Origin of the sequence: Patulibacter medicamentivorans, assembly GCF_000240225.1 — a bacterium.
Lineage (GTDB): Bacteria > Actinomycetota > Thermoleophilia > Solirubrobacterales > Solirubrobacteraceae > Patulibacter > Patulibacter medicamentivorans.
This window is the reverse complement of sequence record NZ_AGUD01000006.1, coordinates 38442-59980: the sequence shown is the minus strand read 5'-3', so window position 1 is coordinate 59980 and position 21539 is coordinate 38442. Positions and strand designations below refer to the sequence as shown.

At 73.6% G+C, this 21539-nt stretch carries 16 protein-coding genes; 5 read left to right on the top strand and 11 right to left on the bottom strand.

What is annotated here, in order from left to right; translation table 11 throughout:
• Positions 1-22: 22 nt before the first annotated feature.
• A complete protein-coding gene (locus tag PAI11_RS01065; RefSeq protein WP_007569917.1) occupies positions 23-1270 on the bottom strand; it encodes a PucR family transcriptional regulator in 1248 nt (415 codons plus the stop codon).
• Positions 1271-1377: 107 nt separating this feature from the next.
• Between PAI11_RS01065 and PAI11_RS01060 the strand changes: the two genes are divergently transcribed.
• The 3 genes from PAI11_RS01060 to PAI11_RS01050 are packed head-to-tail and all read left to right on the top strand — an operon-like array spanning position 1378 to position 5193.
• On the top strand, positions 1378-2640 hold the full coding sequence (locus PAI11_RS01060; RefSeq protein ID WP_007569915.1) for a cytochrome P450: 1263 nt from the start codon (positions 1378-1380) through the stop codon (positions 2638-2640).
• A gap of 26 nt (positions 2641-2666) precedes the next feature.
• Positions 2667-4133 carry an aldehyde dehydrogenase family protein gene (locus tag PAI11_RS01055; RefSeq protein ID WP_007569912.1) on the top strand — a complete coding sequence of 489 codons (1467 nt, stop codon included), beginning with the start codon at positions 2667-2669 and terminating at the stop codon, positions 4131-4133.
• Between the two features lie 40 nt (positions 4134-4173).
• Positions 4174-5193 carry an MDR family NADP-dependent oxidoreductase gene (locus tag PAI11_RS01050; protein WP_007569910.1) on the top strand — a complete coding sequence of 340 codons (1020 nt, stop codon included), beginning with the start codon at positions 4174-4176 and terminating at the stop codon, positions 5191-5193.
• A 46-nt stretch (positions 5194-5239) separates the two neighbouring features.
• Here PAI11_RS01050 and PAI11_RS23705 read toward each other — a convergent pair whose 3' ends face one another.
• The 9 genes from PAI11_RS23705 to PAI11_RS01005 are packed head-to-tail and all read right to left on the bottom strand — an operon-like array spanning position 5240 to position 17157.
• Positions 5240-6517, bottom strand: coding sequence for an RsbRD N-terminal domain-containing protein (locus PAI11_RS23705; RefSeq protein ID WP_007569909.1), 1278 nt, complete (start codon positions 6515-6517; stop codon positions 5240-5242).
• A 31-nt stretch (positions 6518-6548) separates the two neighbouring features.
• Entirely contained in the window at positions 6549-7724 is a 1176-nt protein-coding gene (locus PAI11_RS01040; protein WP_007569907.1) for a thiolase C-terminal domain-containing protein, read from the bottom strand.
• Complete coding sequence (locus PAI11_RS26675) at positions 7721-8047, bottom strand: Zn-ribbon domain-containing OB-fold protein (RefSeq protein WP_007569905.1); 327 nt, start codon at positions 8045-8047, stop codon at positions 7721-7723. The genes PAI11_RS01040 and PAI11_RS26675 overlap by 4 nt, the downstream gene beginning before the upstream one ends.
• A 32-nt stretch (positions 8048-8079) precedes the next feature.
• Complete coding sequence (locus PAI11_RS26055; RefSeq protein WP_007569903.1) at positions 8080-8907, bottom strand: uroporphyrinogen decarboxylase family protein; 828 nt, start codon at positions 8905-8907, stop codon at positions 8080-8082.
• Positions 8908-8916: 9 nt separating this feature from the next.
• Positions 8917-11133 carry a hydantoinase B/oxoprolinase family protein gene (locus PAI11_RS01025; protein ID WP_007569902.1) on the bottom strand — a complete coding sequence of 739 codons (2217 nt, stop codon included), beginning with the start codon at positions 11131-11133 and terminating at the stop codon, positions 8917-8919.
• 11 nt (positions 11134-11144) lie between these two features.
• Positions 11145-13334: a hydantoinase/oxoprolinase family protein gene (locus PAI11_RS01020; RefSeq protein WP_007569900.1), complete on the bottom strand. Its 2190-nt coding sequence runs from the start codon at positions 13332-13334 to the stop codon at positions 11145-11147.
• Complete coding sequence (locus tag PAI11_RS01015) at positions 13331-13711, bottom strand: acetone carboxylase subunit gamma (RefSeq protein ID WP_007569898.1); 381 nt, start codon at positions 13709-13711, stop codon at positions 13331-13333. Before PAI11_RS01015 ends, PAI11_RS01020 begins: the two co-directional genes overlap by 4 nt.
• The gene (locus PAI11_RS01010; RefSeq protein WP_007569896.1) at positions 13708-15588 is read right to left on the bottom strand and encodes a hydantoinase/oxoprolinase family protein; all 1881 of its coding nucleotides are present in this window, start codon (positions 15586-15588) and stop codon (positions 13708-13710) included. The genes PAI11_RS01015 and PAI11_RS01010 overlap by 4 nt, the downstream gene beginning before the upstream one ends.
• 12 nt (positions 15589-15600) lie before the next feature.
• A complete protein-coding gene (locus tag PAI11_RS01005) occupies positions 15601-17157 on the bottom strand; it encodes an AMP-binding protein (RefSeq protein WP_007569895.1) in 1557 nt (518 codons plus the stop codon).
• A gap of 134 nt (positions 17158-17291) precedes the next feature.
• Between PAI11_RS01005 and PAI11_RS01000 the strand changes: the two genes are divergently transcribed.
• Positions 17292-18980: a helix-turn-helix domain-containing protein gene (locus PAI11_RS01000; RefSeq protein WP_007569893.1), complete on the top strand. Its 1689-nt coding sequence runs from the start codon at positions 17292-17294 to the stop codon at positions 18978-18980.
• A 30-nt stretch (positions 18981-19010) separates the two neighbouring features.
• Here the strand turns inward: PAI11_RS01000 and PAI11_RS00995 are convergent, their stop codons facing one another.
• Positions 19011-19769, bottom strand: coding sequence for an SDR family NAD(P)-dependent oxidoreductase (locus PAI11_RS00995; protein ID WP_007569891.1), 759 nt, complete (start codon positions 19767-19769; stop codon positions 19011-19013).
• A gap of 271 nt (positions 19770-20040) precedes the next feature.
• Between PAI11_RS00995 and PAI11_RS00990 the strand changes: the two genes are divergently transcribed.
• Positions 20041-21504, top strand: a complete 1464-nt coding sequence (locus PAI11_RS00990; RefSeq protein ID WP_040597510.1) for an MFS transporter — start codon at positions 20041-20043, stop codon at positions 21502-21504.
• Positions 21505-21539: the final 35 nt, after the last annotated feature.

Genomic DNA, 21539 nt, shown 5'->3' with positions numbered 1-21539 from the left:
GGACCGGCCGCTGCCGGCGACGCTAGTGCAGCGGCGCGGGCGCACCGAGCTGCGCGACGATGCGCAGTGCGAGCTCGGTCTCGAGCCGGCGGACGTCGTCGGTGGCGTCGGTGGCGATCGGCAGGCCGGCGAGCCGGTACGTCACGGTGTTCCGGTGCACCCCCAGGCGGCGGGCGGCACGGGAGGGACTCGATCCCGCGGCCAGGTAGGCGCCGAGCGTCTCGCGCGTGCGCTCCGCGCCCGGCGCATCCTCGGCGAGCGCCCCCAGGACGCGCCGCACGAAGCGGTCCCGGGCGTCCGGGTCGCGAGAGAGCAGGGACACCAGCTCGATGTCGTCGTAGACCGCGATCGCACGGTCGACGGTGCGGTGCTCGCGGGCGATCGCGGCCACGTGGAGGGCGTCGGCGTGGGCGCGGACGAAGCCGTCGACCCCGCCGTGCGCGCCCGACGCGGCGACGCGGACGCCGGACGGGACCGCGGTGCGCTCCAACCGCCGGATGTCGAGCGGCCGGCTCGCGCTGAGCCATGCGTAGACGCGGTGGCGAGCGGCCGTGGTGAGCGTCCGCACGCCCGGGCCGACGGCGGCCGCGAGGTCGTCGAGGACCCGGTGCAGGAGATCGTCCGGCCCGTCCGCGTCGGTCCGCCAGAGGACGACGGCGACGTGCCGGACGTCGAGCGGATGGTTGAGCGTGCGAGCGGCCGCGACGGGATCGATCGCCTCTCCGGCGAGGAGCTTGCGGATCAGGTGCGCCCGGCGGCCCTCGGCGCTGCTCTCGTGCGCCTGCCGCTCGGCCTCGTACGAGGCACGGATCTGCGTCGCGGCCGCGTCGATGTAGGCGACGATGAGCCGGTTCAGCGTCGTCGCCGCCAGGCCCAGGAGCCGCGGACCCGCCGTGCGATCCAGGTGTCCCTGCCACCATTCGACGGCCAGTCCCTGCGCGCTCCGATAGGCCTCCAGCAGGGAGATCAGCGGGATCCCGTGCTGGATGGTGCTCTGCAGCAGGTCGCTGGCCTCGAGCGGCAGCGCCTCCGCCCGGGCGCCGGCCGGGGCCGCGGCGAGGAGGGCCTGCACGCGCGCGACGTTCGCGTCGATCGCGGCCGCCATGTCGTAGGCGACGTCGTCGTCCGCGAAGAACTCGGGCACCGTCGCGCGAAGACGGGCGACGATCGCCTCGGCGAGCTCCGGGATCGATGCGGCGTGGGCCTCGGCGGCACGGCGGATCAGGGCCTCGGCCTCCGCCTGGGGATTCCGCGAGCGGCCGCTGCCCATGCGACGAGCATCGCACGCCACGGGTGCGCCATGTGCCCAAGGGCGCCCGCTCGAATCAGGCAGAGCCGCACAAGCTGCGGTCGGTGGGCCGGGGCTAGCGTCGCGTCATGGTCGAGACGCGATACGAGCCCTTCGAAACGCACCTGGGTGATCCCGAGACGTTCGCCGACGGTCCGCCGCACGCGCTCTTCGCCCGCATGCGCGAGGACGCGCCGGTGATGTGGACCACCGCGCCCGCGTGGTGGCCGGAGGAGGACCAGCCCGGCTTCTGGAACGTGACGCGCGCCGAGGACGTCGAGCGCGTGAGCAAGGACCCGGAGACGTTCTCGTCGGCGCTGGGCGGGTTCACGATGCGAGCCGGCGAGGTCGGGTCGATCGAGGTCCAGCGCAGCGTCATGATCGGCAAGGACGGCGCCGAGCACTCCCGCATGCGCGGCACCGTCAACAAGGCCTTCACCCCATGGCGGGTCCGCGACCTGGAGGACGAGCTTCGCGCGCGGGTCGCCGAGCTGATCGAGGCCGTCGCCGGGGCGGGGCGTTGCGACCTGGCGGCGGACCTCGCCGGTCCCCTCGCCAACGCCACGGTCTGCGGCCTCCTGGGAGTCCCCGAGGAGGACCGTGAGCAGCTGAACCGCTGGACCGACGCCTTCCTGTCGTCCGACGACGAAGTCGCGGGCGGGATGAGCGGCGACGAGGCGATGCTGGCCTCGGCGCAGTACCTCGCGGGCCTGATGCAGCAGCGCCGGGACCAGCCGGCAGACGACCTCATCACGGCCCTCGGGGTCGCGACGTACGAGGGCCGGCCGATGCCGGCCGACGAGCAAGTCGGCGTCTTCTCGCAGCTCTTCGCGGCCGGGATCGACTCGACCAAGGGCACGATCTGCAACGGCGTCCTGACCCTGCTCGAGCACCCCGAGCAGCTGGCCCTCCTGCGCGAGGACGCCAGCCTGATCCCGGGAGCGGTCGAGGAGATCCTGCGCTGGACGCCGGCCTTCACCCACCAGCGCCGGACCGCGACGCGGGACGTCGAGCTCGGCGGCCAGGCGATCCGGGCCGGCGACTCCGTGGTCGTCTGGCTCCAGTCCTCCAGCCGCGACCCCCGGGCGATCGACGACCCCGACCGCTTCGACGTGACCCGCGGCCGGAAGCGGTGCCCGCACCATGCGTTCGGCGGTGGGGGCCGGCACTTCTGCCTCGGCGCCGGCCTGGCGCGGCTGGAGCTGACCGTGTTCTTCGAGGAGCTGCTCGCGCGCGTCGACGACCTCCGCCTGGCCGGCACCCCGGAGCGGATCCGCTCCGGGTTCGTCGACGGCTTCAAGCACGTCCCGCTGACCTTCACGCCCGTGCGGCACCCGCACGTGGCGGCCTGACCACGATCCCGAACGGAAGCACCACCATGTCGCTCCAGACCTCGCCCCTCGTCGACCGCCCGGTCGACGGACCGACCGACGCGTCCGCGATCGCCACCCTGCACGAGAGCTTCGCGCTCCAGCAGGCGGCGTTCCGTCGCGATCCGCACCCCGACATCTCCCAGCGGATCGAACACCTCGGTGCCCTGGCCGCGATGCTCATGGCCAATCGGGAGCGGATCGCGGACGCGATCGCGGAGGACTTCGGCAGCCACCCGGCCGTGTTCACCGATCTGCTGGAGATCCTCGGGCCCGCCGGCCGCGCGGCCACCGCGATCGAGCACCTCGCCGACTGGATGGCCCCGTCGGAGCGGGCCGCCAACCCGGACGTCTACGGCACGGCGCGTGCCACGATGCGCTACGAGCCGAAGGGCGTGATCGGCAACATCGCCCCGTGGAACTTCCCGTTCGAGATCGGCTGCGGTCCGCTGGTCGAGATGCTGGCGGCCGGCAACCGCGTCATCGTCAAGCCCTCCGACCTGACGCCGGCCTGCGGCGCGCTGCTCCAGGAGCTCGTCGCGTCGACGTTCGACCGCGAGCACGTCACCGTGGCCGTCGGGGGACTCGAGCTGGCCCGCGAGTTCTCGAGCCTGGCGTGGGACCACCTCCTCTACACGGGCAGCCCGGCCGTTGGGCGCGAGATCATGCGCACCGCGGCCGAGAACCTCGTCCCAGTGACCCTGGAGCTCGGCGGCAAGTGCCCCGCGGTCCTGACCGCCAGCGGCGTGACCGCGCAGGCGGCGGAGTCGATCGTCGGGACGAAGCTCGTCAAGAACGGCCAGATGTGCATCTCGGTCGACCACGTCCGCCTGCCGGTCGACCGCGTGGACGACTTCGTCGAGCTCGTGCGTGCACACGCACGGGACACGGTGCCCGAGCACTCGCGGACGGCGGACTGCACCGGCATCGTCAGCGACCGCCACCTGGCCCGGATCGAGCAGCTCCTCGACGAGGCGCGGGCGGCCGGCGCGCGGATCGTGGAGCTCGAGCCCGGGGTGCGCGCGGACCCCTCGACGCGACGGATGCCGCTCACGCTCGTGGTCGATCCGCCGCCGCACCTGCGCCTCTGCCGCGAGGAGATCTTCGGGCCGATCCTGCCGTTGCTGCCCTACGAGGACCTCGACGACGCCGTCGCCGCGATCGACGCCGACGACCGACCGCTGGCCCTCTACGTCTTCGGCGCCGACGTCGAGGAGTGCGAGCAGGTCGTCAGCCGGGCACGGTCGGGCGGGGCCTGCATCAACACGTGCGCGCTGCAGGGGGCCCTGCCGACGCTCGGGTTCGGGGGCAGCGGGACCAGCGGCATGGGTCGCCACCACGGCATCGAGGGCTTCCGCGAGTTCAGCACCGCCCGCGGCGTCGTCGTCCGTGGCAGCGGCGACAGCATCGATGCGCTGTATCCGCCCTACGACGAGAAGGCGCGGGCGATCCTCGACGCGGCGTACGGCGGATGAGCGTCGCCGTGGCCGTGCGCCGCGGCCGGGCCGGTCGACCGTGAGCGAGTCGCGCAACCGCCAGATCGTCCTGGCCCAGCTGCCCGGATCCGGCCCGCTGCGGCTCGAGCACTTCGTCGCCCGCGACGGAGCGCGGCCGGTCCCCGGTCCACGAGAGCTGCTCGTGCGACCGATCGTGCTGTCGATCGACTCCGCCAGCCGCGCGTGGATGAACGGGCCGACGTACCGCCCGCAACTCGTGCCGGGAGACGTCATGGCCGGGTACGCACTGGCGGAGGTCGTCGATGCCGGCGACGCCGCGTTCGCCGCCGACGACCTGGTCCTCGCCGACACCGGCTGGCAGGAGTGGGCGACGGTCCCGGCGACCGATGCGACGCCGGTGCGGCGCGTCGCCGCGCTGACCCATCACGTCAGCGTCCTCGGCGTCTCGGGCCTGACCGCCCATCTCGGCCTGCACGACGTCGGGCGCGTCCGGGCCGGCGACACCGTCGTCGTGTCGGCCGCGGCCGGCGCCACCGGCAACGTCGCGGGACAGCTGGCGCGGATCGCGGGCGCCCGGGTCGTGGGGATCACCGGGTCGCCCGAGAAGAACGCGATGCTCGAGCGCGACCTGGGCTTCGACGCGACGGTCTGCCACCGCGATCCCGACGTGCTCGGGGCGCTCCGCGCGGCGTGTCCCGACGGCGTCGACCTGTACTTCGACAACGTCGGCGGGCCGCTCCTGGACGTCGTCCTGCGGTGCACCAGCCGCAACGCCCGCGTGGTCTGCTGCGGCGCGGTCTCCGCGTACGACGACGCGTCGGCCTGGAGCGGCCTGCGGCAGGTCCCCGGTCGCGTCGTGACGCACCGCCTGCGGATCGAGGGGTTCATCGTCCTCGACCTCGTGGACCGGTGGGCCGACGCCACGGCGAACCTCGTCCGGCACGTCGAGTCCGGGGCCCTGCGCGTGCTCGAGGACGTGCTCGTCGGCCTCGATCGCGCCCCCGAGGCGCTGATCGGGATGCTGGCCGGCGAGAACGTCGGGAAACGGCTCGTCCGCGTCGCCGACGATCCCGGCTGAGCCTCGATCGTCCGGGGCTCGGCGACCGCGCCTCGTTCCTGCCCCGTCACCGGTCGCCGCGAGGGCCGAGGACCTCGTCGCCCAACGTCACGGCGAGCATCAGGGCGGTCTGCAACTCGACGCGGCGGTGCGTGATCGGCGCCCCGAGCAGCTGGCCCGCGCGCCGGACCCGGGTGTAGACCGTGTTCTTGTGGAGGTGGAGCGCCTCGGCGGCCAGCAGGTGACTGCCCCCGTGGGCGAGGAACGACAGCAGGGTCTCGCGCAGGCGGCCGACGTGGGCCTCGCGCGCGGCGAGCCCTCCCAGCTCGCTCGTCACGAAGCGCCGCGCCCGGTCGACGTCGGTGGCCAGGAGCGAGACCAGCTCGACGCTGCGGTAGGACACCGTAGGGCCGACCGCGGCGGGCGAGCGGCGGCTCAGGCCGGCGGCGTGCCGGGCCTCGTCGTGGGTCACGCGGAACCCCGCGATCCCGCGCGCCGGGCGGCCGATCGCCAGCCGCACGCCGTCCCGCGGCTCGTAGCGCTCGAGCCGCGCGAACGCCTCGGCACTCGGCGCTCGAGCGGCGCCGCACCACGCCCACAGCACCGACGCGCCGTCGGGCACCAGCAGCGGCTCGCCGCACCCGAGCGTGCGCGCGGCCGCGGCGGCCTCGCGCTCGAGGACGCGGCCGCCTCCGAGCCCTCGATCGGTCGCGAGGACGAGCCCGACGTGGTGACCGCACAGCTCGTACCGCAGCCGACTCGAGGCGACCTGGTCGTCCAGCGCCTGCCCGCCGAGCAGCTCGCGGGTCGTGTCGGCGCGCACCGCGGCGGCGCTGCGAACCCACCGATCCTGCTCGTCGCGGTAGGCGTCGACCAGGTCGTCGCAGAGCAGGTCGACGTACTCGAACAGGAACCCGGCCAGCGCCTCGAGCGTCGGGGCCACCACGTCGTCGTCGGCCGTCTCGCGCAGGTGGCGCGACGCCGCCGACCAGAGGACGTTCTGCGCGACCCGGTAGGTCCGCAGCAGCGCGGCCAGCGTGATCCGGCGGTGCACCAGCCCGACGGCGTGCTCGCGGGCCGCCTCGGGGACGATCAGCGCCGTCGCCGGCCGGCCGTCGCGCAGCAGCTCCGCGATCTGCTCGACGCTCGCCCGGCAGGCGCCCTCGGTCTCGGCCAGCGCCGCTCGCTGGTCGACGACCTCGCCCAGCTCCGGGACCCGCGCGTGCGCGTCCTCCGCCATCTGCGACGCGAGGTCGGCGCGGGCGTCGAGCAGGGCGGCGACCAGATCGCGCCCGGGGCTCGGGACGGTCGCCGGAGCGGTGGGCAGTACCTCGTGGGTCGGCACGGATTCCCTCCTCCCGGAGCGGGCGGCCGCGCTACGCGGCGACCAGGACGTGGAGCGCGCAGTTCGCCGCGGCCCCGTGGACGAACGCGCCGAGCGTGTGGGTCAGCGCCACGCGCGCGCCGTCGACCTGGCGCTCCCCGGCATCCCCGCGGAGCTGGAGCACGGCCTCGGCGACCTGGGCGCACCCGGTCGCGCCGACCGGATGGCCCCGGGCTCCCAGGCCCCCGGACGGGTTGACGGCGACCAGCCCGTCGCGCGCGGTCTGGCCCTCCTCGACGAACGGGCCTCCGGCGCCCTTCTCGCAGAACCCGAGGTCCTCGGTGTGGAGGATCTCGGCGATCGTGAAGCAGTCGTGGACCTCGGCCAGGTCGACGTCGTCGGCGCTGATCCCGGCCTGGGCGTACGCCTCCTCGGCGGCCCGGCGCGTGAGCGCGAAGCCGGTCATCTCGCCGAACGGCTCGAAGTCGCTCGACGTCTGCGCCGAGGCGGCGATCCGCGGGTCGCCCGGCCGGGCCAGGTGCTCGGCGACGACGATCACCGCCGCGGCGCCGTCGGAGATCGCGCAGCAGTCCAGGAGGCCGAGCGGCGACGCGATCCGCCGCGCGCCGAGCACGTCGTCGACGGTCACCGCCTGATCGAACTGCGCGATCGGGTTGCGGGCGCCGTTGGCGCGGTTCTTCACCGTCACGGCCGCGAGCTGCTCGGGGGTCGTGCCGTGGACCTCCATGTGGCGCCGGGCGATCATGCCGAAGACCCCGGGAAACGTGATCCCGAAGCGCGCCTCGGCCTCGAGGTCGCTGGCCCCGGCGAGCACCTCGATCGCGAGCGGCGTCGGGGCGGCCGTCATGTGCTCGGCGCCGAAGGCGAGCGCGACGTCGGCCTGGCCCGTTGCGACCGCCAGGTAGGCCGAGCGGACCGCGACCGATCCGCTGGCGCAGCCGTTCTCCAGCCGCGTGACCGGCAGCCCGCCGACGCCGAACGGCCGCAGCGCCAGCTGCCCGAGCGCGGACATCTGCCCGCCGAGCTGGCCACCGGTGACGTTGCCGATCCACGCCGCGTCGATCGCCGCCGGGTCGAGGTCGGCGTCGGCGAGCGCCAGCTGGACGGCGCGCTCCGCCAGCGATCGGTCGGTCTCGCCCGGCTGACGCCCGAAGGTCGTCGTTCCGACGCCGCGGATGGCGACGGTCCGCTCGCTCGTCGCGCTCATGCCGCGACCTCCAGGTGGAAGGGGACGTCGTCGGCCGGATCGTGCGGCACCAGCGTCAGCCGCTGGCCCGAGCGCAGCGCGGTCTCCGGGTCGCCGTCGACCGCGATCGGGCCGAGGACCCGCGGGCCGTCGTCGAGGTCGACGTAGCCGACCGCATAGGGCACCGGCAGCGGCGGATCGGCCGCCGCGACGTGGACGACCGTCCACGCGAACAGCGACCCGGCCCGCGGCAGCGGCTCGTCGTCCAGCTGGTCCCACGCGCCGCAGGCGGTGCAGCGTCGCTGGGCGGGATAGAAGCCGGCGCCGCAGGCGCGGCAGCGCACCCAGGTGGCGTGCGGATGAGCGCTCGACCGCCTCACCGCGCCGGCGCTCCCGGACGGATCCCGCGGACCAGCTCCTGGACCCGCTCGGGCGAGGCCGCGGGCGCGACCGACGGCGCGAAGGCGACCTGCGTCGCGTCCGGGTGCCAGCCGTCGCCCCACGCCGGCAGCGCCGGGCCGAACGCGACCCCGCCGAGCGCCTCGCCCGCCGCCAGGGCGCCCGGCTCGTCGCCGTGGACCAGCGCCAACGCCGGGCGGCCGCGGTGCGCGAGCAGGTTCAGCAGCGGCGAGCACAGCTCCAGCTCGTCGTCCGTCGGCGCCCAGCGCTCCTCGATCACCACATGGCCGCCCGCGTCGAGCACCGCCTTGGCCGCGTCGCAGGCGACGAGCCCGCAGGCGTCGACCAGCTCCTCGGCGCCGTCGTCGCCGAGCGTCAGCCGGCGGCCGGCGACGTGCGCGGCGAGGGTCACCGGCCCCGACAGCAGGACGCCGGTCGGCTGCTCGGCCGCCAGCGCCCGCACCGTCTCGAGCGCGGTCCCGAGCGCCGGCAGCGCGTCGGCGCCCCCCAGCTCGACCTCCTCCCACTCCTCCGGCGACAGCCCGGCGTCGCCGTCGACCGTCCAGCCGCCGCTGGCCGTCAGGGCCAGCGGGCACCCGAGCGCGTCCGGCAGCAGCGTGCCGTCCGCCCCGAGCAGGAGCAGGTCGGGCCGCAGCAGGTCGCGCTCCTGGCGGGCCGCGACGATCGCGTCGGCGGCCCGGGTGCGGGCGGCGGCCGGCTCGATCCCGAGCAGGCGCGCGCCGAAGTCGCAGGTCCGGGGGACGAACGCCGGCCCGCCGCCGGCCGGGGTGTAGGGCAGGGTCATGGCGTCGTCCTAGAGCATCGCGACCGGCTGCAGGGCGTCGGCCGGCATCGTGACGTCCGGGCCGCCGGCGTGGATCACCGTGCGGTCGGCCCAGCTGCCGTAGTACGGGAGGCCGGCCGGCGGCTGGTCGGTCGTCCACGCCTGCTCGAACTCGTCGAACGGCACCCCGCGGGAGAGCCGAGCCCGTCGCTCCTCGTCGCGCAGCCGCTCGGTCTCGGCCGCGTCGAGCGCCCCGGTCGCGGCATCGACGGCCACGAAGTAGATGCTGCGGGCCGTCCAGGCCGAGATCAGATCGCGCCGCAGGTCGCGGACGACCGCCTCGGGATCGCGCTCGAGCACGTCCCCGTAGCCGCCGCCCCCGCCCTGGCTCATCGCGTAGACCTCGCCCGGCGCCGCCATCTCGAACTGCATGCCGGTGTGCGCCGTCGAGTACTCGGCGTCCGCGAACGGCCGCTCGTTCATCAGCGCGACCGGGTCGTCGACCGTCAGCGAGCGGTCCTCGCGCATCGCCTCCAGCAGGTTGACGCCCTTGACCTTCATCAGCGGCTGGCAGGGCGACCCGTAGCCGCCGAAGAGGCCGAGGGCGAGCGGGAACTTCGAGCCGATCGCGATCGCCATCCAGCCCCACAGCGGCGAGTCCTTGAAGGTCATCACCTGCTGGTGGCCGTGGCCGCCCCGGAACCGGCCGAAGCCCTGGTTGTCACGCATGATCCGGCGGTTGGCCAGGCAGAGCACCGGCAGCTCGTCCTCGACCATCTCGTTCTCGCCGAGGTCGGACATCGAGCAGAAGATCGGCGCCAGCGCGTGCTCGCCGTCGCGGTCGGAGCGCGCGCCGCCGCCCATCCCGTTGATGTCGGTCATGACGTTGCCGACGAAGTACCCGTGCTGCGTGTAGCCGCCGAAGAGGAAGCCGTTGATCATCGGCCACCACGACGCGTGGATCTCGGTCGACTTCGCCTCGTCGCCGGTGTGCTTGTCGTTGTAGAGGAACTTCTGGAGGCAGTGCTCGACCGCCGAGAAGCTCGGGAAGAACGTCATCATCGAGACGGCGTTGGGCACCTCGGCCGAGCAGTCGAAGGCCGAGCCCTCGTCGGTCAGGACCGTCACCGGCTCGAACGCCGCCTGGTTGCGCGGCAGGTCGGGCCAGACGAAGGTCAGGAAGACCTGCGCGATCATGCCCTTCAGCGACGCCAGCACCGTGTTGATGGCGCGGTTCATCAACTCGGGGCCCGAGCCCCGCAGGTCGATGATCATCTCGTCGCCCTTGATCTCGATCGTGCAGTTGATCTTCAGCAGGATCGGCTCGCGGAGGGTGTTGTCGCAGAAGCGCACGACGCGCCGCTTGCCGTCGGGGATCGCGGCGAGCCGGCGGCGGACCTCGGCGCCGGTGAACTCCAGCGTCCCGCGCGTGACGGCGATGACGGCGTCGCGGCCGTACTCCTCGACCGCCTCGAGCAGGCGCTGGCGCAGCCGCATCGTGCCGGCCAGGCGCGAGCGCATGTCCTCGAGCTGGAGCTTCGGGTCGCGGACCGAGTTCTGGAAGTACGTGACCAGGTCCTCGCGCAGGCGGAAGTTCTCCCCGATCTTCATCGGGCTGATCTTCAGGCCCTCGTCGTAGGGGCTCTCGGCCGCCGATGGCATGCCGCCCGGCTCGGTGGCGCCGTTCTCGCCCTCGTGGATGATCGTCCCCACCCAGGCGATCAGCTCGCCCTCGTGGAAGACCGGCATCAGGCAGCTCTGGTCGGTGTTGTGCACGTTGCCGAAGCGCGCGTCGTTGTGCATGAAGATGTCGCCGTCGCGGACGCCGACCGTCTCCTCGTCCTTCCAGTGCTTGAGGATGTACTTGATCGGCGGTCCGGCCAGGACCGAGAAGATCAGCACGCCGCTGGAGGACGCGACCGCGAGGTCGCCGCTGGCGGTGAAGATGCCCGAGATCAGGTCGCCCCACTTCGCCGACGGCGCCGACGCGATGTGCATCAGCATGTCCTTCGCCTCGTTGGCCGAGGTCTGCAGCCGGTTGCGGATGATCGTCTTCGTCAGGTCGTCGGTGCCCGCGGCGATCGCCCGCTCCTCCAGCGCGGTCCGCGGGGCCGGCTTGTGGTTGCGCATGATCTCGCGATCGGGACCGCGGTACAGGACCGTCTTGTGGAGGAACTCCTGGACCTCCGCCTCGAGGGCGGCGGCCTCGTCCTCGGTCGAATCGGGAGTCGTCGGGTTGGTAGCCATGAGCCGTCCTCCTACGCCGCGTGGCGCATCTCGATGAAGTAGCTGTCGCGCTGGCTCAGCCGCCAGCCGGGCCCGACGACGAAGGTCGTGTGCGGCGCCTCGACGAGCGCCGGGCCCTCGATCACGTCGTCCGGGCCGATCGCCGCGTAGTCGTAGACGGTCGTCTCGGTCGGCCGGCCGGCGAACCAGGCCTCGCGCGTGCCCTTCACGAGCTTCGCCGGGGCGAGCGCCGTCGCGACCCCGCCGGATCCGCCGTCGCCGGCGTCCGCGGCCATCGCGCCGGTCCCCGCGACGCCGCCCGGGGGAGCGCTGTCGCGGAAGACGACCTTCTCCAGCGGGACGTACGACACGACCCGGATCTGGTTGACCTTGATGCCGGTCTCCGGCGTCTGGGTGCCCTCGCCGAACCGCTCGCCGTAGGAGGCGTGGTAGCGCTTGATCATGTCGAGCACCTGGCGCGCCGAGGTGAAGCGGTCGAAGGGCACGATCATCGACGTGAGCTGCAGCTGGTCGCCGTAGCGCATGTCGAACTCGACGCGGAACTCGACGTCCTCCGACGCCCAGCCCTGCCGGACGATGTCCTTGCGGCCCCGCTCGCGCAGCTCGTCGATGTGGCCGTTGAGGACCTCGTAGTCGGTGAAGAGCGACTGCGTCAGCGCCTCGTAGAGCGACAGGTAGACCGACCGCTCGTGGATGTGCAGCTGGTCCATGTTGCCGGCGCCGACCGCGGAGAAGATCGCCGAGTTGCGCGGCACGAGCACGCGCTGCACGCCGAGGTCCTCCGCGAACCCGCAGGCGTGGGTCGGGCCGTTGCCGCCGTAGGCGAGGATCGTGAAGCGCCGCGGGTCGTAGCCCTTCAGCGCGACCTCCTTGAAGATCCCCTGGGCCATGTTGTTGTCGACGATCCGGCGGACCGCGGCGGCCGCCTCGAGCGGCTCGAGGCCGAGCGGCTTGCCGAGGCGCTTGTAGGCCTGCTCGGCCCGGCGACGGCTGAGCTTCAGCTCGCCGCCGTGGTAGTAGTCGGGGTCGAGGTAGCCGAGCAGCAGGTCGGCGTCGGTCACCGTCGGGTGGCGCCCGCCCATGTCGAAGCAGGCTGGGCCGGGGTCCGAGCCGGCGCTGTCGGGCCCGACCTGGATGTCGTGGTGGGTCGAGTCGTAGCTGGCGATCGAGCCGCCGCCGGCGCCGAGCGCGACCATCGACACCATCGGGATCTGCACGCGCCAGCGGTCGACGATCGGGTCGAACTCGTAGAAGCGGATCCCGCCGCCCGTCACCATCCCGATGTCGAACGAGGTCCCGCCCATGTCGACGGTGATCAGCTCCGGGACGTCGAGCTCGTCGGCGACCTGCTCGGCCGCGCTCAGCCCGGCGACCGGACCGGCGTGGACCGTCTGCAGCGCGTGGGTGCGGTTGAGCTGCGACATGCCGCCGGAGTTGTGGACGATCTGCATCGGCCGGCGGTAGCCGCGGTCGCGCAGCGCTCGCTCGAGCGAGCGGAGCCCGTGCTGCATCTCGCGGTGCAGGTACGCGTCGAGGATCGTCGACATCGAGCGCGCGTACTCGCCCTTCTTCAGCGAGACGTCGTGCGAGCAGACGATCGGGAACGCGCCGAGGTACGAGCCCGGGTACTCGTCGAGGACGACCTCCTCGACCAGGTCCTCGTGGGACGGGTTCATCACCGAGTGCAGCAGCACCACGACGAACCCGCGCACGCCCTGCTCGACGAGCCGCTGCACCGCGGCCCGGATGTCGTCGCGGTCGGCCGGGACGACGACGTTGCCGGCGTGGTCGACCCGCTCGCGGATCCCGACGATGTTCTCCGGCTCGATCAGCGGCAGCGGCCGGTCGGCGCCGGGCAGGTCGGACTTCTCCAGATCGGTCAGGCCGTCGCCGTACTGCAGGCCGCGGCCGAGGATGATCGTGTCCTCGTAGCCGAGCGTCGTGATCAGGCCGAGCTTCGGGCCGGAGCGCTGGATCAGCGCGTTGGTGCCGAGGGTCGTGGCGTAGCGGACCGACTCGACGCCGCTGAGGACGTCGTCGACCCCCTGGCCGAGGTCCTGCGCCGCGGCGCCGAGCGCCTCGAGGAAGCCCTCGGAGAGGTTGTGGTGGGTGGTGAGCGCCTTCGCCTCGATCCGCTCGTCGTCCCAGACGAGGAAGCAGTCGGTGAAGGTGCCTCCGATGTCGACGCTGATGCGCCTCATGCCGTCGCCTCCGTCCCGGTGCCGGCGGCTCGCTCCGCGACGCGGCGCTTCAGCCACTCGAGGTCGAGCTCGATGTCGTGGGTGATCGGGTGGCCGGGCGGGAGGTACTCCACCTCGACCATGACGGCGCAGCCGGGGCAGTAGTACTCGAGGATCTGGCACCACTGCGCGTCGGGCGCGAACGTGTACTCGTACCTCTCGGCGTCGACCAGCGGGCGGTGGATCTCGGCCGGATCGCGCCGGTGGACCAGCAGGCCCCGCTTGTAGCTCTCGCGAGCCGGCCCGTGGACGTGGCCGCAGCGCACGCAGCGCCAGCGCTCGCTGTCGAGGTCGACCTCGAGGTACTCGGTGATTCGCTCGATCGTGGTCATGCTCATGCCTCTCGGGTCAGGAACGACTGGTCGAACGCGTCACGCTCCAACGCCCAGCCGGGCGGGACGCAGACCGTCACGATGTCGCCCGCGACGATCGCCGGGCCGGCGATCCGCGCGTTGCGGGCGCGGACGTCGGCGTCGGCGTAGATCGGCGTCCGGCGCGGGGCCGTCCCGTCCCACCAGACGTCGCGCTCGCCGCTCGGGGTCGGCGGGTCGGTCGGCCGCTCGGTGGCGGCGAAGGCCAGGTGCGGGAGCGGGGCGCGGGCGGTCAGGCCGACGGTCAGGCGGCCCTCGTCGTCCTCGCCCCGGGCGACGTCGAGGACGACGTCGTCGAGCGAGAAGCCCTCGCCGCGCATGTCGATCCGGGCCCGCTCGGTCAGCTCCCGCTCGACCTCGGCGGCCAGCTGCTCGCCGCCGCCCGGCACGACGCGCTCGTAGCGGTGCTCGACGTCCGCGAAGCCGATCCCGAACGCGCTGCAGACCGACGACAGGCCGGGCACGAGCACGCGGTCGATCCCGGCGTGCTCGGCGATCCGCGCGGCGTGCACGGCTCCGCCGCCGCCGAACGCGATCAACACGCGCTCGCCGGCGCCGCGCGACCCGAGGCCGTCGCGGAGGTAGCCGCCGATCCGCTCCTCGAGCGCGACCCGGACCCGGTCGGCGGCCGCCTCGGCCGACAGGCCGAGCGGTCCCGCGACGTGCTCCTGGATCGCGTTCCGCGCCCGCTCCGGATCGAGCGCGACGCGGCCGGCGAAGCGCTGCTCGGGATCGAACACCCCGAGCGTCAGGTTGGCGTCGGTGACCGTGGCGTCGGTGCCGCCGAAGCCGAAGCAGGCCGGGCCGGGCGCGGCCCCGGCGCTGCGCGGGCCGAGCTGCAGGCGGCCGTCCGCGCCGACCTCGGCGATCGTCCCGCCACCGCCGCCGAGGGCGTCGATCTTGCGCATCGGCATCGAGCACTCGGTGCCCTCGATCCCGCCTCGCCGGCGCTCCTCGATCCGGGCGTCGGTCAGGAACGCGACGTCGGTGCTGGTCCCGCCGATGTCGATCGTCGCCACCTGGCCGAGGCCGTAGTGGCGAGCCAGGGCGGCCGCCGCCTCGACGCCGCCGGCCGGGCCGGAGTTGTGGGTCTTCAGCGCCGTCACCTTCGCGACGCGGTTGGTCGTCCCGTCGTTGCAGAAGACGAACAGCGGGCGGTGCAGGCCGCGCGCTCGCAGCACCGACTCCGCCTCGTAGAGGAACGTCTCCAGCTGCGGGTGCAGGTACGCGTTCAGCAGCGAGGTGGCGACCCGCCGCGCCAGGTCGGGATCCGACGTCAGCTCGCCGCCGAAGAGCACCGGCAGCGCGCCGAGGATGTGGCGCGGGTACTCGTCGAAGACGATCCGGCGCACCTGCTCCTCGGCCGCCTGGTCGTCGAGGACGATCACCAGCCGCTCGGCGCCGCCGTCGAGCAGCTCCTCGACCGCCTGCAGGACCGGCTCGGCGTCGGTGGTCTCGTCGCCGCTCAGGTCGATGCGGCGCAGGTGGTGCTCGACCGGGTCGAGGATGTCCGCGACCAGGGAGCCCGGCGGTGCCGCGGCCACCGCCGCGGCCCCGCCGGCGTTGACGAGCAGGCCGATCCGCGGCCCGCTCCGCTCGATCAGCGTGTTGGTGCCGAGCGTCGTCGAGTAGCGGATCGAGTCGACGCGCTGGAGCAGGGTCTCCTCGTCGACCCCGACCTGGCCGGCGGCCTCGCCGATCAGCTCGCGCAGCGCGATCGTCAGGTCGTGGGGCGTCGTCAGGACCTTGATCGGCCAGGTCTCGGCTCCGGTGCTGACGACACCGTCGGTGAACGTGCCACCCGTGTCGATGTCGATGGTGATGCGGTTGTCGGTCGCGACCACGGTGTGGCTCCTCTAGTTGACGGCCCGCTCGAGGCCCTGCCAGTACTCGGCGCGGAGCGCCTTCTTGTCGGTCTTGCCCACCGGCGTCCGCGGCAGCTCGTCGACGAACCGCACGAGCTTCGGGGCCTTGACGGGACCGAGCGCCGCCTTGGCGTGCGCGACGATCCGGTCCGCGTCCTCGTCGGCGGCGACGACGATCGCGGTGACGACCTCGCCCCAGTGGTCGTGCGGGACGCCGATCACCGCGCACTCGCGGACGCCGGGCAGGGTCAGGATCGCCGCCTCGACCTCGGCCGGGTAGACGTTGAACCCGCCGCTGATGACCATGTCCTTCTTGCGGTCGAGGATCGAGACGTAGCCGTGCTCGTCGATCCGCCCGACGTCGCCGGTGTGGTGCCAGCCGCGCTCGCGGACCTCGGCGGTCGCGTCGGGTCGCCCGAGGTAGCCGGGCGTGACCAGCTGGCCGCGGACGACCAGCTCGCCGACCTCGCCGGGCGCAAGCAGCGCGCCCGCGTCGTCCATCGTCGCGACCTGGCAGGAGAACGTCGGCCGGCCACAGCTGGCCAGGCGCGCGCGATCGCCGCTGGCGGCGGCCGCGGCCAGCTCCTCCGGCGAGAGGTAGGTCATCAGGAACGGCGCCTCGCCCTGGCCCCAGCACTGCGCCACGCAGGGGCCGAAGACCTCGACGCCCTGCCGGAGCTTGTCGGGCGAGACCGGCGCCGCCGCGATCAGCAGCATCGCCAGGCTCGACACGTCGCGCGGACGCTCCTGCTGCGCCGTCAGCAGCGCGTAGTACGCGGTCGGCGGCAGGAACATGTGGGTGACCCGGCGGCGCTCGATCTGGTCGAGCACGTCGTCGGCGTCGAAGCCCGGCCGGATCACGACCGTCGCGCCGACCGACGCCAGCAGGACGCCCATCACCCCGGCCGCGTGCGTGATCGGCGCGACCATCAGGTTGACCGGCCGCTCGACCGCGGGCCAGTGGCGGGTCGCCAGGTCGTTCAGCGCCGACCAGACGCGGTTGGTCCAGACGACCGCCTTCGAGCGGCCGGTGGTGCCGCCGGTCGGCCAGAGCGCGCAGCGAGCCTCCGGCGCGCCGAACGGATCGGACCAGTCGGGGACCTCGTGGCCCGCGCCGCGGGCGAGGAAGTCGCTCCACGCGACGGCTCCCGGGAACGCGTCGCCGAGGCTGACGACGTGCTCGAGCGACGGCACCGCGGCGCGGACCTGCGCGGCGAGCCCGGCGAACCGCTCGTGGACCAGCAGCCAGCGGCAGCCGACGTCGTTGAGGAAGTCGACGTTCGCCTGCGGCGCGTTGAGGTGGTTGAGCGGCACCCAGGAACCGCCCGCCCGCCACAGGCCGAGCATCGCGACGAACCCGGACGCCTCGTTGGGGGCCAGGACGGCGACCGGATCGCCGAGCGCGAAGCCCGACGCGTGAAGCGCCGCGGCCAGGGCGAGCGAGCGGTCGCGCGCCTCGCCGAAGCGCACCGACGCGCCATCGCTGACCACCAGCTCGCGGTCCGGGTCGAGGGCGACGCCCTTGTCGAAATAGTCGATGACTCGCATGGAGGGTTGACCTGGGACGACGCTATCCGGGGCCTTCTCGGCCGGTGTTGCCCAATCCGACGAAGATCGGCCGCCGCAGTCGCCGATCAGCGCGAAAGCTGGCCACGGCGCAGCGCGGCTGGTACGACTGGGCGATGGGGACCGTCCGCGACGACACGGTCCGTCCGGTCGACCGGACGGACGCCTACGCGGCGCTGGTGCGGATCGGCAACCGCCTGCACGGCGCGTCCGGCGACGTCGACGCCGCCCTCGACCTGATCGTCGAGCAGGCCCAGTCGCTGCTCGAGGCGGACCTGGCGTGGCTCGTGCTCGCCGAGCGCGGCGTGCTGCGGCCGGTCGTGATCCGCGGCTTTCGCAGCCAGGCGTTCCTGCAGGCCGAGCTGCCGATCGGGCTCGGCGTCGGCGGCACGGCGATCGCGCGCCAGCAGCCGCTGATCGTCGACGACTACGCGTCGTTCGCCCACGAGACCACGGCCCAGGTCCGCGACACGATGCTGGCGGAGGGCGCCGCGGCGATGGTCTGCGCCCCGATGCTCCGCGACGGCCAGCTCGTCGGCACCCTCTACGTCGCCGACCGCCGGCCGGCGCGCTTCACGACCGAGGACGCGTGGCTGCTCGGCGCGCTCGCGACGCAGGCGTCGGTGGCGATCGAGAGTCGCCGGCTCTACCGCCGCATCACGACCCAGAACGAACTGCTGGAGCAGTCGTTCAGCGTCCACCGCCGGCTGATGGAGGCGAGCCTGGACGAGGCCGGCCTGCTCGGCCTGGCGGAGCTGCTGACGGAGCTCGTCGGCTGCCCGCTGACGGTCGAGCAGGAGATCTGCGAGCCCTACCTCCACCGCACCGGAGCCGATCCCCGCGAGTCGGCGGACGGGCCGCGCGTGACGTTCCCGATCGCCGGCGGCGGCGGGCGGCTCGGGACGATCCTGATCCACGGGGTGACCGCGCTGACCCCGCTGCAGGCGAAGGCGGTGGAGCTGGGCACGACGCTGCTGGCCCTCGAGCTGCTCAAGCAGCAGGCCGCGATCGAGGTCGGCTGGCGGATGAGCGGCGAGCTGCTCGAGGAGCTGCTCGAGACGCCGGGGGCGATCCCCGAGAGCCTGGCGCGACGGGCGGCCCGCCTGAACGTCGACGTCGACGCGCCGCACCGGATGCTCGCGATCGCGCCGGCCCAGGCAAGCGGCACGTCGTCGGGGGCGCTGCTCGACATCGCGCGCGGCGCGATCGCCAAGCGCTCCCCGGGGAGCGGGGGCCAGGCGCTGGCCGTCAAGCGCGGGCAGGAGGTGCTGCTGGCGCTGCCGCCGGCGCTCGAGCGGCACGCGTCGCAGATCGCCGAGGCGATCCAGGAGTCGGCGCGCAAGCCGGTCGGGCCGCTGCGCGTCGGGATCGGCCCGGCCGACGCCGACCTCGCCGCGAGCTGCCGCGGGGCGGTCGGGTGCCTGCGGCTGGCGACCAACGTGGCCGACGCCGAGGCCGTCATCCACTACGACCGCCTGGGATCGCTGCGCTTCCTGCTCGACGCCAAGAGCGTCCGCCACGCGGCGGCGGTCGCGCGCGAGCCGCTGGACCCGCTGATCGAGCACGACCGGCGCAGTCGCACGCCGCTGGTCGAGACGACGCGCGCGTTCGTCGAGTGCGGCGGCAACTACGCCCGGGCGAGCGAGCGCTGCTTCATCGCCGTCAACACGATGCGCTACCGGCTCAAGCAGGTCGAGCGCGTGCTGGGCGCGCATCCGAGCGACCCCGAGCTGGCGTTCCGCCTGGCGCTCGCGTTCAAGATCCTCGACCTGATGGACGCGATCGGGGCCGGCGACCCGGCGTGACCGCGCCGGGCCGCCGGCCCCACGGCGGTCCTAGAGCAGGTTGGCGGTCATGCCGCCGTCGACGACGTAGTGCGAGCCGGTGGTCCAGGACGCCCGGTCGGAGGCGAGGAACCGGACCACCTCGGCGACCTCGGCGGTGGTGCCGAGCCGGCCCTGGACCTGCTCGACGATCCCGGAGAACGGCGTCCCGAGCGCGCTCTCGACGATCGGGCCGGCGCGGTCGACCATCGGCGTGTCGACGAAGGCGGGGCAGACCGCGTTGACCCGGATCCCGGCGTCGCGCAGCTCGAGCGCGGCGACCCGCGTCAGCTGGATCACGCCGGCCTTCGACGCGCAGTACGAGCCGAGCAGCGGACAGCCGTTGATCCCGGCCACCGACGCCATGTTCACGATCACCCCGCGGCTCTCGGTCAGCGCCGGCAGCGCGTGCTTCATGCCCAGGAAGACCCCGGTCACGTTGATGTCCATCAGCCGCCGGAACTCCTCGTCGGTCTGCTCCAGCAGCGGCTTGAGGATCTCCACGCCCGCGTTGTTGACGAGGATGTCGAGGCCGCCGAGCTCGCCGGTCGTGAACGAGACCGCCGCCGCGACCTGCTCGCCGTCGGTGACGTCGCAGGCCACGAAGCGGACGGCGTCGCCGATCTCGCTCGCCGTCGCCGAGCCCGCCTCCCGGTCGATGTCGCTGATGACCACCTGGGCCCCGGCCGCGACGAGCGACTCGGCGATGGCCCGGCCGATGCCGCTCGCGCCGCCGGTGACCAGCGCGCGACGGCCGTGCAGTTCCGTCATGGGTTCCTTCCGTTGCAGGGGATCCGCGGGTGGAGCAGCCCTCGGCGACCCACCCGCCGCGAACGTAACGACGGCCCCGCCGCCGGATGTCGTCGCGATCGACGAACCCGATCGCCGCGGTTCGCAGGTTTCGGCAAGACGACGTTCCACGAGGCTCGGCCCGCTCGCGCCGCCAAATAATCGACCACCGGTCTCTTGACAAGAGACCGGTGGTTCGCTGTACTGGTGACACAACAGACCGCCGGTCTGCAAATCACGAGAGGACGGGCCCATGCCCACGACACCCACGGAGGCCAGCGGACGTCGCTGGTGGATCCTGGCGATCATCGGGATCGCGCAACTGATGGTCGTGCTCGACGCGACGATCGTGAACATCGCCCTGCCGTCCGCCCAGGCCGACCTCGGCTTCTCCGACGAGTCGCGCCAGTGGATCATCACCGCCTACGCGCTGTCGTTCGGCAGCCTGCTGCTGCTCGGCGGCCGGCTCGGCGACGTCTTCGGCCGCAAGCGCGTGTTCGTCACCGGGCTGGCCGGGTTCGCCGCTGCGTCCGCGCTCGGCGGCTTCGCCGACAGCCTCGGCGTCCTCGTCGGCGCCCGCGCGCTCCAGGGCGCGTTCGCCGCGCTGCTCGCGCCCGCGGCGCTGAGCCTGCTCACCACGACCTTCACCGTCGCCGAGGAGCGCAACCGCGCGTTCTCGGTCTTCGGCGTGATCGGCGCCTCCGGCGCCGCACTGGGCCTAATCCTCGGCGGCGCGCTGACCGAGCTGCTGGACTGGCGCTGGACGATGTTCGTCAACCTGGCCCTCGCCGTGCCGACGGCCGTCGCGGCGCTGCGGCTGCTCAGCCGCGACGCGACCGCCGGCGACCGCGCACCGATCGACCTGCCCGGCACGCTCACCGCCTCGTCCGGCCTGTTCGCCCTGGTCTACGGGTTCTCCAACGCCGAGTCCCACGGCTGGGGCTCGGCCCTGACGATCGCGGGCCTCGCCGCCGGCGTCGCCCTGATCGGCGCGTTCGTCGCCGTCGAGCGGCGCGTCGAGCATCCGCTGCTGCCGCTGCGCGTGATCGCCGACGGGCCGCGGGCGGGCGGGTTCCTCTCGATCGCGATCGTCGGCGCGGGGATGTTCGGCGTCTTCCTGTTCCTGACCTACTACCTGCAGCAGACCCTCGGCTTCTCGCCCCTGGTCTCCGGCCTGGCGTTCCTGCCGATGATGGCGGTGATCATGCCGGTCGGCGCGATCGGCCAGACCCGCCTGCTGCCGCGCGTCGGCCCCCGGCCGCTGGTCGCCGGCGGCATGGTCCTCAGCGCCGCCGCGATGCTGCTGTTCACCGGCGTCGAGGTCGACTCGTCCTACGCCACGGCGGTGCTGCCCGGGCTGCTCGTGCTCGGCGTCGGGCTCGGCCTGATCTTCGGGACCGCGATGGAGACGGCGACCCGCGGCGTCGAGGGCACCGACGCGGGCGTCGCCTCGGCACTGGTCAACACCGGCCAGCAGATCGGCGGCTCGATCGGCACCGCGCTCCTGAGCACGCTGGCGGCGAGCGCGGCGAGCAGCTACGCGTCGTCGCACCGGACGGTCGCCGACGTCGCCGCGCAGAGCGCCGTGCACGGGTACGCGGCCGCCTTCACCTGGGCCGCGGCGATCTTCGCCGCCGGTTCGATCGCGGCCTGGCTGCTGCTGCCGGCCGCGGCGCCCGACGCCGCTCCCGACCGGGAGCCGGTGTTCGCCCATTGACCGGGACGGACGGGGCGGGCGATCTCGCCCGCCCC

Bases quoted from the DNA above. Each gene is read 5' to 3' on its own strand.
- PAI11_RS01065 (WP_007569917.1), bottom strand. From the start codon at position 1,270: ATGGGCAGCGGCCGCTCGCGGAATCCCCAGGCGGAGGCCGAGGCCCTG.
- PAI11_RS01060 (WP_007569915.1), top strand. From the start codon at position 1,378: ATGGTCGAGACGCGATACGAGCCCTTCGAAACGCACCTGGGTGATCCC.
- PAI11_RS01055 (WP_007569912.1), top strand. From the start codon at position 2,667: ATGTCGCTCCAGACCTCGCCCCTCGTCGACCGCCCGGTCGACGGACCG.
- PAI11_RS01040 (WP_007569907.1), bottom strand. From the start codon at position 7,724: ATGAGCGCGACGAGCGAGCGGACCGTCGCCATCCGCGGCGTCGGAACG.
- PAI11_RS26055 (WP_007569903.1), bottom strand. From the start codon at position 8,907: ATGACCCTGCCCTACACCCCGGCCGGCGGCGGGCCGGCGTTCGTCCCC.
- PAI11_RS01025 (WP_007569902.1), bottom strand. From the start codon at position 11,133: ATGGCTACCAACCCGACGACTCCCGATTCGACCGAGGACGAGGCCGCC.
- PAI11_RS01020 (WP_007569900.1), bottom strand. From the start codon at position 13,334: ATGAGGCGCATCAGCGTCGACATCGGAGGCACCTTCACCGACTGCTTC.
- PAI11_RS01015 (WP_007569898.1), bottom strand. From the start codon at position 13,711: ATGAGCATGACCACGATCGAGCGAATCACCGAGTACCTCGAGGTCGAC.
- PAI11_RS01005 (WP_007569895.1), bottom strand. From the start codon at position 17,157: ATGCGAGTCATCGACTATTTCGACAAGGGCGTCGCCCTCGACCCGGAC.
- PAI11_RS01000 (WP_007569893.1), top strand. From the start codon at position 17,292: ATGGGGACCGTCCGCGACGACACGGTCCGTCCGGTCGACCGGACGGAC.
- PAI11_RS00995 (WP_007569891.1), bottom strand. From the start codon at position 19,769: ATGACGGAACTGCACGGCCGTCGCGCGCTGGTCACCGGCGGCGCGAGC.
- PAI11_RS00990 (WP_040597510.1), top strand. From the start codon at position 20,041: ATGCCCACGACACCCACGGAGGCCAGCGGACGTCGCTGGTGGATCCTG.